Raw genomic sequence first — 13649 nt, forward strand, 5'->3', positions numbered from 1 at the left:
CTAGGTTTTTATTCAAGAGCGCCTACTTCAGCGCCTTCTAAATTAAGATTCAGCTTATCTCCTGCTGCGTCATCATCGTCATCCGACTCTCTAAGCTCGATCTCTTCTTCATTTTCGGTCAGGATTTTGACGTCCATACCCAAACTTTGAAGTTCTTTGATCAATACTTTGAATGACTCTGGTACGCCCGGCTCTGGTACGTTCTCGCCCTTAACAATCGACTCATACGTCTTCACGCGACCAACAACATCATCGGATTTGACTGTAAGAATTTCTTGCAAGGTGTAAGCAGCACCATATGCTTCAAGCGCCCATACTTCCATCTCACCGAAACGCTGTCCGCCGAATTGAGCTTTACCACCCAATGGCTGTTGCGTAACGAGCGAGTAAGGACCTGTGGAACGAGCATGGATTTTATCATCAACCATGTGCGCGAGTTTGATCATGTACATGACGCCAACAGTAACTTCACGTTCGAAGTTTTCACCCGTACGGCCATCATAAAGTACAGTCTTACCATTACGCTGCATGCCTGCTTCTTCCATGGCATCAAAAACGTCATTCTCCCGCGCGCCGTCAAATACAGGCGTCGCAGCATGCAAGCCAAGACGTTTACAAGCGAGACCCAAGTGAACTTCCAGCGCTTGGCCGATGTTCATACGGGAAGGTACGCCCAGTGGGTTGAGAACAACTTCAACTGGTGTGCCATCTGGCAGGAACGGCATATCTTCTTCCGGCATAATGCGGGCAATAACCCCTTTATTACCGTGACGTCCAGCCATTTTATCACCCTCGGAAATTTTCCGTTTTTGAGCGATATAAGCACGAACGAGTTGATTTACACCAGGAGGCAGCTCATCGCCGTTCTCGCGGGTAAATACTTTTACGTCTACAACGATTCCGTCAGTACCATGCGGTACGCGAAGCGAAGTATCTCTTACTTCACGAGCTTTTTCACCGAAAATCGCATGAAGAAGACGCTCTTCAGCTGTCAGCTCTGTTACACCTTTAGGTGTTACTTTACCAACGAGAATATCGCCTGCACTGATTTCTGCACCAACACGGATAATGCCGCGCTCGTCGAGATTTTTCAGTGCTTCTTCGCCGACATTCGGAATGTCGCGTGTAATTTCTTCTGGTCCAAGCTTCGTATCACGGGCTTCCGACTCATATTCCTCAATGTGGATCGAGGTATATACATCTTCTTTAACAAGCTTTTCACTAAGAAGGATAGCATCCTCATAGTTATAGCCTTCCCATGTCATAAAGGCAACGACCACGTTGCGGCCCAGTGCCAATTCGCCCTGCTCAGTTGACGGTCCATCAGCGAGAATATCGCCTTTTTGGATAACGTCGCCTTTATGCACAAGCGGACGCTGGTTAATGCATGTTCCTTGGTTGGAACGCGTAAACTTATGAAGCTTATGCTTAACGAGATCGCCAGTTACCGACTTGCCGTCAATTTGCTCTACACGGCGCAGCCAAATTTCATTGGCAGATACACGTTCAATAATTCCATCATGTTTGGAGACAATACATACACCGGAGTCTTTAGCCGACTTATGCTCCATACCCGTACCGACAAGCGGTGCTTTCGGGATCAAGAGAGGTACGGCTTGCCGCTGCATGTTGGAACCCATTAGCGCACGGTTGGAGTCATCGTTTTCCAAGAACGGAATAAGCGCCGTCGCAACCGATACTACCTGCTTAGGAGAAACGTCCATGTAGTCAACGCGCTCGCTTGGCATCGTAAGGATGTTGTCAGCTTGCTTGTTGTAACGAACGATAACGCTGCTATCTTCAAAAGTACCTTCTGGAGTCAGCTTCGCATTCGCTTGTGCGATTACATAGTTGTCTTCTTCATCTGCAGTCAAATAGGAAATTTGTTCCGTTACAATTCCTGTCTTCGCATCTACCCAACGATAAGGCGCTTCAATGAAGCCATATTCGTTAATGCGAGCAAAGGAGGACAAGGAGTTGATCAGACCGATATTCGGTCCCTCTGGCGTCTCGATCGGACACATCCGCCCATAGTGGGAGTGATGGACGTCACGGACTTCAAAGCCCGCGCGCTCACGCGTCAAACCGCCGGGTCCGAGTGCAGACAGACGACGTTTGTGCGTCAGTTCAGCAAGCGGATTCGTTTGGTCCATAAACTGCGAGAGCTGTGAGGATCCAAAGAACTCTTTAATCGAAGCTATAACGGGACGAATGTTAATCAGCGCCTGCGGCGTAATCGCGTTAGCATCCTGAATCGACATCCGTTCACGCACAACTCTTTCCATACGGGATAAACCGATACGGAATTGGTTTTGCAGAAGCTCCCCTACAGAACGCAGACGACGGTTGCCCAAGTGGTCAATGTCATCCGTGCTTCCTACACCTTGAAGCAGGTTAAGGAAATAGTTAATGGAAGCAATAATATCTGCCGGCGTGACGTGTTTCACTGCTTTATCAATAATTCCGTTCGCGATGACTTTAATCACTTTGGATTCGTCAAGCGGCGAGAATACACTGATTGCTTGCAGTGGAATACTATCTGCATCAAGTACGCCATTGGCGACATGATACGTTTTGAAGCCGACATTTGTTTCAAGCTTCTCCAAAATGTCATCCAGCAAGCGGCGGTCAATCATTTGACCTGCTTCGGCAATGATTTCACCTGTCGAAGGATCGACAAGCGTTTCAGCCAAGCGCTGGTTGAATAGACGGTTTTTGATATGAAGCTTTTTGTTAATCTTGTAACGTCCTACATTTGCTAGATCATAGCGTTTCGGATCAAAGAAGCGTGCTACGAGCAAGCTCTTCGCGTTATCAAGCGTAGGCGGCTCACCTGGACGAAGGCGCTCATAAATTTCGATCAGCGCTTTCTCGGTAGAATCCGTGTTGTCTTTATCAAGCGTATTGCGAATATACTCGTCATGGCCGAGCAATTCCAATATTTCAGCGTCAGTGCCGAAGCCTAACGAACGCAAAAGTACCGTAACCGGAATTTTCCGAGTGCGGTCGATACGAACGTAGACAATATCTTTAGCATCCGTCTCCAGCTCTAACCAAGCTCCACGATTCGGGATAACGGTCGCTGTGTAGTTTTTCTTCCCGTTTTTATCAACCTTCGTGCTGAAGTACACACTTGGGGAGCGCACCAATTGGCTGACAATAACCCGTTCCGCTCCGTTAATGATAAACGTGCCGGTCTCTGTCATCAGCGGGAAGTCACCCATGAAAACTTCCTGTTCCTTCACTTCGCCCGTCTCTTTATTAAAGAGCCGCACTTTCACGCGTAGTGGAGCAGCATACGTCACATCGCGTTCTTTTGATTCATCGACCGAATATTTCGGTTCGCCCAAGCTGTAGTCGATAAACTCAAGCGATAGATTGCCCGTAAAGTCCTGAATCGGCGAAATATCTTGGAATAACTCAATTAAATCCGTTTCCAAGAATTTTTCGTACGATTTTTGTTGGATTTCAATCAGGTTCGGGACTTCCAGCACCTCGTTGATTCGGGCATAACTTCTCCGCGTGCGCCGACCATACTGAACAAGTTGTCCTGCCAACTTAACCTCACCCCTCATGTCTGTCTCACAGCAACGAAACGTACTGCGTAACTGCTTACTTATTCAAATAAAGAAAAGCCCTTATCGAATAGTTCGAAAAAAGAGCATGTTCCACGAGCCAACCATACGCAGCGCAAGCGTATAGAATCCATATCAAGTAATTTTGCCCAAAATGTAAACATTATACGTCAACTACGCATTCTATATGCATTTTGCGCTAAAAATTCGCACTTGACATTTTAGTTGACTAAAGAGATTTAGCCCAATTTAATGCTGACATTTTATAATCTTACCACATATAGAAAGTCAAGTCAAGGAATCAAATGACTCATTTAACAGCTTTGTAAATTCGATAGCCCTTATCTTTCGTCACTTCGATTACTTCACTGAACAACGTCTCAAGCTTCGCTTCCGCTGATGCGGCGCCCTGCTTTTTCTGAATGACGACCCACATCGTTCCGCCAGGAGCCAATAGCCCATAGCCTTCTTCAAAAATACGATGTACAATCTCTTTCCCAGCCCGTATAGGAGGGTTAGTGACGATCATATCAAATGTGGACTGCCGAACCGCTTCATACACGTCGCTTTGATAAACCGTTATATTCTTTATGCCGTTGTTGTGCGCGTTTTCTTTGGACAGCTCTACCGCTCTTTCATTCACATCTATCATCGTTACATGGCTTTCCGGAGCAAGCCGAGCAATGGTAAGACCGATCGGCCCGTATCCGCACCCGACATCCAATACGCTGCGTTCGCCCTTCAGCTCCAGTGCATCCAGCAGCACACGCGTGCCGTAATCGACACCCGTTTTCGAAAAAACGCCAGCATCCGTCATAAATTTCAATTCAAAACCGCGCAGCTTTTCTTCGTGAATGCGCCGGTCACTTTTCACGCCGGGGCTTGGCGAATAGTAATGGTCTGACATGCGAATCCCCCCTGACCTGATAAGGTCGAACCTTATACTTTCATAGATTCAAGCGTAAACGGCTGTTGCCGTCCTCTGGTGGCAAAGCTTCCGTTTCGCGATGAAATAAAAACATTTATAAGTGTCTAGCTTATAAATATTTTTATTTTAAACATAGAACGAACCCCTTGAAACGTAGCGTTTCAAGGGGCCCGCTATCTTCTAAAGAAGAGATATTACTTAACTTCTACAGCTGCGCCAGCTTCTTCAAGCTTAGCTTTAACTGCTTCTGCTTCTTCTTTAGCAACGTTTTCTTTGATTGCTTTAGGAGCGCTATCAACCAGATCTTTCGCTTCTTTCAGGCCAAGACCTGTGATTTCGCGAACGACTTTGATAACGTTGATTTTGGAAGCACCAGCGTTGTTAAGGATAACAGTGAACTCAGTTTGCTCAGCTTCAACAGCTGCGCCGCCGCCAACAGCAGCTACAGGAGCAGCAGCAGTAACGCCGAATTCTTCTTCGATTGCTTTAACAAGATCGTTCAGTTCAAGAACGGTCATAACTTTAATGGCTTCCAAGATTTGATCTTTAGACATGGTTATACCTCCAGAAGTGGGTTTAGTTTTTTTAAGCTGCAAGTTTAAACGAGCAGCAGATTCGATACGTGTGAAAAAAATTAAGCTTGAGCTTCTTTTTGCTCGCCAACTGCTTTAACCGCAAGCGCGAAGTTGCGCACTGGGGCTTGCAATACGCTGAGGAGCATGGAAAGCAATCCATCGCGGGACGGAAGTTCCGCCAGCGCTTTGATTTGATCCATATCAACGATTTTACCTTCAACAACGCCGCCTTTAAGTTTCAGAGCGTCGTTCTTTTTAGCGAAATCATTAAGAATTTTTGCTGGAGCAACTGCATCTTCGTTACCGAAAGCAATAGCTGTCGGTCCAGTTAGAATCTCATTCAACTCAGAAAGACCAGCTGCTTCAGTAGCACGGCGAACTAGCGAGTTTTTCAAAACTTGAAACTCGATGCCAGCCTCACGCAGTTGTTTGCGAAGTTCTGTAACTTGCGCAACGTTCAATCCGCGATAATCGGCAACGACAGTGCTGGAGCTATCACGAAGCTTTGCTGTAATAACTTCAACCGCTTGTTGTTTCTCTTGGATGATTTTTGCGTTTGCCAAACTGTACACCTCCTGTATTATTTGTACATTCCGTTATTTGACGAGTCAGATCTCTTGCCGCGATGCATGAGAAAAGCCTCCGCTATTAAGTAGCGAAGGCCATGATGGTTCGTTAGTACGACCCAAGGCCGCACACAAACGCTTTATCATAACACCTCGGTAGGAAATTAAGCCTTTCGGCACCTACTGTCTACGGTATGCGTGTTCGATTTTAGTTCCGTTCCTTGCTATTAGCGGTAGCTAGCAGCGGAGACGCGAGCGCCAGGGCCCATTGTCGAGGAAACGGCGATGTTTTTCAAGTATACACCTTTAGCTGCAGCTGGTTTAGCACGAACCAAAGCTTCTACAAGAGCGCGAAGGTTAGCATCAAGCTTATCAGCATCAAAGGATACTTTACCGATTGGAGCATGGATTTGACCAGCTTTGTCCAGACGGTATTCAATTTTACCGGCTTTAATCTCTTGCACGGCTTTAGAAACGTCAAACGTTACTGTGCCGGCTTTAGGGTTAGGCATAAGGCCTTTACCACCGAGAATACGACCAAGTTTACCAACTTCAGCCATCATATCCGGCGTTGCTACGCAAACGTCGAAATCGAACCAGCCTTGTTGGATTTTGTTAATCATGTCTGCGTCGCCGACAAAATCAGCGCCAGCAGCTTCTGCTTCCTTCGCTTTGTCGCCTTTTGCGAATACGAGGACGCGTTTAGTTTTACCAGTACCGTGCGGAAGTACAACGACGCCGCGCACTGCTTGGTCTTGTTTACGAGGGTCTACACCCAGACGTACAGCAACTTCAACGGATTCGTCGAATTTAGCTGTTGCTGCTTTTTTCACAAGCTCAATCGCTTCTAACGACTCGTAAGTCGCTTCGCTATCGATCAGCTTGGAAGCTTCTACATACTTCTTGCCATGTTTAGCCATTGTAAATATCCTCCTCAAGTGGTTATAGCGGAAAATCCTCCTAGGGAAAATCCTCCCACAGTGAAGCCTAAGCTTCACAGTCCGAGCATCCTTGTAACAGTCAGCCCTTCGTTTGTTATCCTAACGGATCAAACGCAATTAGTCAACGATTGTAACGCCCATGCTGCGTGCAGTGCCTTCGATCATAAGCATTGCTGCTTCAACGGAAGCTGCATTCAAGTCGGGCATTTTTTGTTCCGCGATTTCACGGACCTTAGCGCGATTAACGGTAGCTACTTTCTTCTTGTTCGGCTCGCCTGATCCTTTTTCGATACCTGCTGCTACGCGGAGCAATACTGCTGCCGGTGGAGTTTTAGTTTCGAATGTGAATGAACGATCCTCAAATACGGAAATAACAACCGGAATAATCAAACCTGCTTGATCTGCTGTACGAGCGTTAAACTCTTTACAGAACGCCATAATGTTAACGCCTGCTTGACCGAGCGCCGGACCGATAGGTGGAGCTGGATTCGCTTTACCTGCAGGAACTTGCAGTTTGACCATCTTGATGACTTTCTTAGCCATGACTATACACCTCCTTACCCTGGTAATCCACAACATACAACTAACGAGTTTGGTGCTTCTGCATCCCCCCAGCAAGCTGGCGTTCTACAGAAATACCGGAACTAGATCTTTTCCACTTGAGTATAATCCAACTCAACTGGCGTTTCTCTGCCAAACATGTTGACATGAACCTTGAGCTTCGCTTTGTCCAGCAAAATTTCTTCTACTGTACCAACGAAATCCGCGAACGGACCTTCCTTGACCCGTACAGTTTCCTTCAGATCGAATTCGATCTTCGGCTTCGGTTCCTCCATACCCATATGCTTCAAAATCTGTTCGACTTCGTCTGGCATAAGAGCGATCGGCTTCGAGCCTGATCCTGTCGATCCTACGAATCCTGTAACACCCGGCGTATTGCGAACAACATACCAAGAATCGTCAGTTTGAACCATTTCTACGAGAACGTAGCCTGGATAAACTTTACGTTGAACGGTTTTTTTCTTGCCGTCCTTCTCGACCACTTCTTCTTCCATCGGAACTAGTACGCGGAAGATCTTGTCTTCCATGCCCATCGATTCCAAACGGCGTTCCAAATTGGCTTTTACTTTGTTCTCATAACCGGCGTAAGTGTGTACGACATACCATCTTTTTTCCATTTCAATTCACCTTTGGACCCTTCTTAAACAATCAGTTCAACTAGAGACGAGATCCCGATGTCAAGAAGCCAAAAGTAAATCGTCACAGCCGTAATCGTCAAAACGACAACGATAGAATAGCTTGTCAACTCTTTACGGTTTGGCCAACGAACCTTTTTCAGTTCTGCCCAGCTGTCAGCAAAGAAACCAAACGTTGTTCCGAAGCTTTGCTTCACTTTAGCCAAAAATGCCACGGTCACACCTCCATTTGACTATCTCGTCTCGCGATGAGGAGTCTGCTCGTTACAAAACTTGCAAAACTTCTTCAACTCGATGCGGTCGGGGTGATTGCGTTTGTTCTTGCTGCTCGCATAGTTTCTCTGTTTGCAGTTTGTGCATGCCAACGTGATAATAACCCGCATTGAATTACACCTCCCGAACTGCTACTAAATACCTGTTCACCCTGAAACATGCAGTACCTCAAGATGAAATGAAGGCCAACACGAAAAAAAACCTCATATTTAGGCCTACCCGAACACTTTATCACACGACATACTGGATGTCAATGTAAAAGATAGAATGCGAGCTTGTACAAAAGCTGGAAACAAGGCGGCATCGGGTCCGCCCTGTTTCTACAAGTATAGGCAGCATTTTCCGATTTAAAACGGAAATGAAGCCATCCTCTTCTACAATTACAGAGAAAAGGACAGCTTCTGCATTCTCACTTAAGCTATAAGTATGATGACACTGTTACCCGCTTATGTCCCGGACTTCCAAATAACGTTCAAGCTTCCGCTTCACGCGCTGTAGTGCATTATCAATAGACTTCACATGACGATCCAGATCAACTGCTATTTCCTGATAGGACCTTCCATCCAAATAAAGCATGAGCACCTTGCGTTCAAGATCACTCAAAATTTCGGACATTTTGTCTTCCAGACCGCTAAACTCTTCCTGGTTAATGATCAACTCTTCCGGATCTGATACCCGGGTCCCGCATATGACATCAAGCAAAGTACGATCGGAGTCTTCATCGTAAATGGGCTTATCGAGCGAGACATAGGAATTGAGCGGGATATGCTTCTGCCTGGTGGCCGTCTTAATCGCCGTTATAATCTGCCGCGTAATGCACAGCTCTGCAAATGCTTTAAAGCTTGCGAGCTTGTCCCCTTTAAAGTCGCGAATAGACTTATACAGTCCGATCATGCCTTCCTGCACAATATCTTCCCGGTCCGCACCGATAAGAAAATAAGAGCGTGCTTTAGCTCGAACGAAATTCTTATATTTGTTAATCAAATATTCGAGCGCCAGACTGTCGCCATTGCGAACCGCTTCTACGATTTCCTCGTCCGTACTGCAGTCATATTCGAGCGTACTCCATTCTTTGAGGTCGATGCTCACAAACTATCCCTCCGGCCTGCAAGGCGTACGCCGCTAGATTCATAGCCAGCAAATATAGAGCCAGTATACATTATGTAACCTGACAACGTCAACCGATTTAGACCCCGAATCGATAACAAAACCTATTCAAAGTGTCGAAAATTTTACAGATACATCCAGAAATAATTCACCGCAGCCTTAGGGCGCACTGTTATTTCTTGCCTCGCCTAAGCCTTTCCAGCTGCATGCGAATTTCAAGGCTAAGACTGTTGTCCACCGTATTGCGGCGGCTCTTCGTTTCTTCCCTCAGCGTAAGCTCAATTTGCTTGCGGTTCTGCTCAATTTCAATTAACAGCTCTCGTGCCGAGAGGCGAAGCGCCCCATGGGCGAAAGCGACATGCTGTTCTACGAGATCAGAAGTAGCGACATACAAATGGCGTCTTTTTTGAAACAGCTCAACTACCATGCGCTCAATGCATTCATCCGCTGTTTCCTTTTCCTTCGTATACACAATTGTCAGCTTGTGGTGCTTGAAGGTCGCTCCAAGCCCAGGCACCTGATGCGCATCGAAAATGACATAGACCGCCATGCCGGTAAACCCCTGATAATCCGCGAGCATATCAAGCAGCTTGTCCCTTGCTTCCTCGAGATCGATGGCTTTCAGCTTTTCCAGCACGGGCCAGGCCCCAATCATGTTGTAGCCATCCACTAGCAAAATATCGTCACGCCGTTTCATGCTTTAAACGCTCCGGCGCTGTCTAACCACTTCGTACATGAACACGCCCGCAGCAACGGAGGCATTCAGCGAATTTAGCTGGCCCTGCATCGGAAGCTTCACCAGAAAATCGCATTTTTCTTTGATGAGGCGGCCAATCCCTTTGCCTTCATTGCCGATGACGACAGCAAGCGGCATGTCGAATTTCATCGAATAAATTTCCTGCTTGGCACTGACATCCGTACCTGCTATCCATATGCCTTCTTCCTTGAGCCGATCGATCGTTTGCGCCAGGTTTGTCACGCGGGCAACGGGCACATATTCCGCCGCTCCCGCCGACGTTTTGGAGACGGTAGCCGTTAATCCGACCGCGCGGCGCTTCGGAATAATAACGCCATGAACGCCGGTGCATTCCGCGGTCCGCAGAATTGAGCCCAAATTATGAGGGTCCTCAATTTCATCCAGCAGCAAAATAAAAGGCGTCTCATTGCGGCTGCGCGCCGCTTCTAATATTTCTTCAATCTCGGCGTAGCGAAAAGCAGCCGCCTGCGCAATAACGCCTTGATGCTGAACGCCCTCGGCCATGCCATCAAGCTTCCTTTTATCGACAAATTGCACGATAATTCCGCTTTTTTTCGCCTCTGCCGTAATCGGCTGTGTCATGCTCTTCTGGGCGCCTTCGGCGATCCAAATTTTATTGATTTCACGCCCGGAACGAAGCGCCTCCAGTACGGGATGCTTGCCAGCAATAATTTCATCTTGCGGGGTAGTTTCAGTCATTATTCGCCCTCCTTTGTTTTCTTGGCTGCGGTGGAAGGGGCGGCTGGCTGTGCCAGCCGTTCCTCTCCGTCTTCTCTTGCTGCAATCGCACAGGCGAATAACTCATGCAAGCGCTGAATGCGGCCTTCATAATATAAATACCCAACGAGACATTCAAGCGCGGTTGCTTGACGATAATCGGCGGGGTCAGCATTTTTAGGCGGCGCACCTGACTTCGTATTGCGTCCGCGCCGCACCACATCTGCCTCTTCCTCCGTCAGCAGCGGCTGCCAGTGCTCCAGCAAAATCCGCCGCTGCGCCTTGGCCGAGACGATGCCCGTCGCTTCGCGGTGCAGGTGATGCGGCTTATGGTTCGGCAGGGACACCAAGTATTGGCGGACCAGCAGCTCGAACACACTGTCGCCCACATAGGCGAGCACGACGGGATTCAGCAGATTTGTTTTTTTCGAAGGCGAGTAAAACAATAAATCGTTCGCTAGCGCCTCGCTGTTATGCGGTTCACTCATAGGCGGCGCCAACGGATGCCTTGCGGCGTATCCTCAAGAGCGATGCCTTTCTCTGTCAGCAAATCGCGAATTTCGTCTGCTCTAGCCCAGTTTTTCGACTGGCGCGCTTCCGTTCTTTCGACAATCAGCTGCTCAATTTCCTCATCAAGCAGATCCGCTTCAGCCGACTGTGGCGGAATTAAGCCAAGCACCTCGTCCATTTGCTCCAGCACATCCAGAAAAGCCTGCACGCCCTCGGCACTCACATCTGCGCGATTCAAATATTGATTCGCTTCGCCAACCAGATCAAAGACCGCGGTAATCGCATCCGGCGTATTGAAGTCATCGTCCATTTTCGCTTCAAATACGCTCATAATTTCCGCCAAGCGAGCATCAAGCTCGAACGCCGCAGCTCCCGTCTGCCCCTCGCTCTTCAGCACTTGCAGACGATGGCGCAAATTGGACACGCTGTTCGCGATGCGCTCCACGCTGTTTGCCGCTTGCTTTAGCGCTTCTTCGTTGAAGTTAAGCGGACTGCGATAATGTCCAGACAAAATAAAATAACGAATCGCTTGCGGCTTCACCTGCTTCACCAGCTCATGCACCGCAATACCATTGCCCAGCGATTTGGAAATTTTCACATTATCAATGTTAATATAGCCGTTATGCATCCAATAATTCGCCAGCGGTTTGCCCGTCAATGCTTCCGACTGTGCGACCTCGCACTCATGATGCGGGAACTGCAGGTCCTGTCCGCCGCCATGAATATCGAGCGTGTCCCCGAGATGCTTGCGCGCCATTGCCGAGCATTCGATATGCCAGCCTGGACGGCCCGGTCCCCACGGCGTTTCCCAGAAAATCTCGCCCGGCTTTGCGCCTTTCCACAGCACAAAATCCTTAGGACTCTCCTTGCGATCGCCTACTTCAATCCGGATGCCGAATTGCAGCTCCTCCAGATTTTGATGAGACAGCTTGCCGTATTCCTCGAACCTCGCGGTGCGGAAATAAATATCGCCTTCGCTCTCATAAGCAATGTCCTTGTCCAGCAGGCCTTGAATAAAATCGACGATTTCCGTAATATGCTCCGTTACGCGTGGGTTCAGTGTTGCCTTATGCACGGCAAGCGCTTCGAGATCCGCATTGAATGCCGCGATAAATGTCTCCGCCACTTCTGGAACCGTAGATCCCAGCTCCTCCGCTTTGCGGATCATCTTATCATCCACGTCCGTAAAGTTGACGACATAATTCACCTCATAGCCTGTGCTCTCCAAATACCGCCGAACGACATCGAAGAAAATAAACGGCCTTGCATTTCCAACGTGAATATAATCGTATACCGTCGGCCCGCATACGTACATTTTAACTTTCCCTGGCTCCTGCGATTCAAAAGCTTCCTTCGTGCGGGTCAATGTATTATACAGATGTAGCGTCATTTTCGTAAATCCCCTCCAGTTACAGGCTCCCTGAGCTCTTTCAACTCTGTTTTCAAACGATCAATTTCTTTTTGCATATCACGCAGCATTTCGATAACCGGGTCAGGCAGCTGGTTGTGCTCCAGTCTGTCCTTCACCCGTTCGCCATTTCGTTTCACCACTCTGCCGGGGTTGCCTACAACGGTACAATTAGGCGGCACCTCGCGCAGCACAACCGCATTCGAGCCTACATTTGAATTATCGCCAATTTTGAACGATCCCAGCACCTTCGAGCCCGAGCCAATGACGACATTGTTGCCGATGGTCGGATGGCGCTTGCCCTTCTCCTTGCCCGTACCGCCAAGCGTAACCCCTTGATAAATGACGACATCATTGCCAATTTCGCATGTTTCGCCGATGACAATGCCCATCCCGTGGTCGATGAACAGCCGATCGCCGATCGTAGCACCTGGGTGAATTTCAATGCCCGTCATAAAACGGCTGAATTGAGATATGATACGCGCAACCGTAAACCATTTGTGACGAAAAAAATAATGCGCTGCCCGATGCGCCCAAATCGCATGCAGGCCGGAATAAGTGAAGACGACCTCAAAGCGACTTCTGGCGGCCGGATCATTTTCGAATACCGCTTCAATATCTGAACGTATATGGCGAAACATCAGCTTATCTCCTCTCAAGCCAGCAGGCCGCTGCCCCTCTTAGAGACTGCGACGAAATGAAGTACCGCTAATTTCCTCGCAGCTCCTTAGTCCTGCCTAGCTGGCCGCCGCATATCCATATAAAAAAGCCCCCACAGCATTTGCATGCTGCAGAGGCGTGTGTTCAATCGCGGTCCCACTCTGCTTGAATAGCCTGACAACATATCTGCGCCGCTCGCAGCAAGCTTCGGCATGTCTGCCTTCGCCCACTTCAACCTATGGCTGCCAGATAGCTCAGCTGCTATCCATCTCAAAGCCTTTAACGCAGGCTTACGTTGCCGCCTACCCCACAAGCGCCGCCGACGCAGCATGCGAACGAAACTTCTCTCGTTCCATGACAGCTGTTCGGGCCTCTGGCTCGGAACAAAGCTCCCAGGTGCAATTTTCCGCCCGCCGAATTAGACAACTTGCAGCTA

General features: G+C 48.3%; 15 protein-coding genes and 1 other annotated feature. All 15 genes read right to left on the reverse strand.

The window, feature by feature from the left end; genetic code table 11:
- Nucleotides 1-8: 8 nt before the first annotated feature.
- On the reverse strand, nt 9-3575 hold the full coding sequence (rpoB, locus tag AC6B99_RS30600; protein ID WP_430161316.1) for a DNA-directed RNA polymerase subunit beta: 3567 nt from the start codon (nt 3573-3575) through the stop codon (nt 9-11).
- A 310-nt stretch (nt 3576-3885) separates the two neighbouring features.
- The gene (locus AC6B99_RS30605) at nt 3886-4482 is read right to left on the reverse strand and encodes a class I SAM-dependent methyltransferase (RefSeq protein ID WP_056035770.1); all 597 of its coding nucleotides are present in this window, start codon (nt 4480-4482) and stop codon (nt 3886-3888) included.
- Between the two features lie 215 nt (nt 4483-4697).
- Nucleotides 4698-5057, reverse strand: coding sequence for a 50S ribosomal protein L7/L12 (rplL, locus tag AC6B99_RS30610; protein WP_046234213.1), 360 nt, complete (start codon nt 5055-5057; stop codon nt 4698-4700).
- An 80-nt stretch (nt 5058-5137) separates the two neighbouring features.
- Entirely contained in the window at nt 5138-5641 is a 504-nt protein-coding gene (rplJ, locus tag AC6B99_RS30615) for a 50S ribosomal protein L10 (RefSeq protein ID WP_056035766.1), read from the reverse strand.
- Nucleotides 5642-5701: 60 nt separating this feature from the next.
- Nucleotides 5702-5855, reverse strand: a sequence feature (ribosomal protein L10 leader region).
- A gap of 16 nt (nt 5856-5871) precedes the next feature.
- A complete protein-coding gene (gene rplA / locus AC6B99_RS30620) occupies nt 5872-6564 on the reverse strand; it encodes a 50S ribosomal protein L1 (RefSeq protein WP_056035763.1) in 693 nt (230 codons plus the stop codon).
- Between the two features lie 138 nt (nt 6565-6702).
- The gene (gene rplK, locus AC6B99_RS30625) at nt 6703-7128 is read right to left on the reverse strand and encodes a 50S ribosomal protein L11 (protein ID WP_046234210.1); all 426 of its coding nucleotides are present in this window, start codon (nt 7126-7128) and stop codon (nt 6703-6705) included.
- Nucleotides 7129-7229: 101 nt separating this feature from the next.
- Complete coding sequence (nusG, locus tag AC6B99_RS30630) at nt 7230-7763, reverse strand: transcription termination/antitermination protein NusG (protein ID WP_046234209.1); 534 nt, start codon at nt 7761-7763, stop codon at nt 7230-7232.
- Nucleotides 7764-7786: 23 nt separating this feature from the next.
- Nucleotides 7787-7996: a preprotein translocase subunit SecE gene (secE, locus tag AC6B99_RS30635; protein ID WP_046234208.1), complete on the reverse strand. Its 210-nt coding sequence runs from the start codon at nt 7994-7996 to the stop codon at nt 7787-7789.
- Between the two features lie 18 nt (nt 7997-8014).
- Nucleotides 8015-8164, reverse strand: coding sequence for a 50S ribosomal protein L33 (gene rpmG, locus AC6B99_RS30640; RefSeq protein ID WP_015847242.1), 150 nt, complete (start codon nt 8162-8164; stop codon nt 8015-8017).
- A gap of 328 nt (nt 8165-8492) precedes the next feature.
- Nucleotides 8493-9143: an RNA polymerase sporulation sigma factor SigH gene (gene sigH, locus AC6B99_RS30645; RefSeq protein WP_056035760.1), complete on the reverse strand. Its 651-nt coding sequence runs from the start codon at nt 9141-9143 to the stop codon at nt 8493-8495.
- A 190-nt stretch (nt 9144-9333) separates the two neighbouring features.
- Nucleotides 9334-9858 (reverse strand): NYN domain-containing protein, encoded by a 525-nt coding sequence (locus AC6B99_RS30650; RefSeq protein WP_056035757.1) that lies wholly within the window; start codon nt 9856-9858, stop codon nt 9334-9336.
- Nucleotides 9859-9861: 3 nt separating this feature from the next.
- Nucleotides 9862-10617 carry a 23S rRNA (guanosine(2251)-2'-O)-methyltransferase RlmB gene (gene rlmB, locus AC6B99_RS30655; protein WP_056035755.1) on the reverse strand — a complete coding sequence of 252 codons (756 nt, stop codon included), beginning with the start codon at nt 10615-10617 and terminating at the stop codon, nt 9862-9864.
- Entirely contained in the window at nt 10617-11123 is a 507-nt protein-coding gene (locus AC6B99_RS30660) for a ribonuclease III domain-containing protein (protein WP_494865576.1), read from the reverse strand. Before AC6B99_RS30660 ends, rlmB begins: the two co-directional genes overlap by 1 nt.
- Nucleotides 11120-12535: a cysteine--tRNA ligase gene (cysS, locus tag AC6B99_RS30665; RefSeq protein WP_496664939.1), complete on the reverse strand. Its 1416-nt coding sequence runs from the start codon at nt 12533-12535 to the stop codon at nt 11120-11122. The genes AC6B99_RS30660 and cysS overlap by 4 nt, the downstream gene beginning before the upstream one ends.
- A complete protein-coding gene (gene cysE, locus AC6B99_RS30670) occupies nt 12532-13194 on the reverse strand; it encodes a serine O-acetyltransferase (RefSeq protein WP_496664940.1) in 663 nt (220 codons plus the stop codon). Before cysE ends, cysS begins: the two co-directional genes overlap by 4 nt.
- Nucleotides 13195-13649: the final 455 nt, after the last annotated feature.

It is taken from the genome of Paenibacillus liaoningensis, assembly GCF_059609455.1.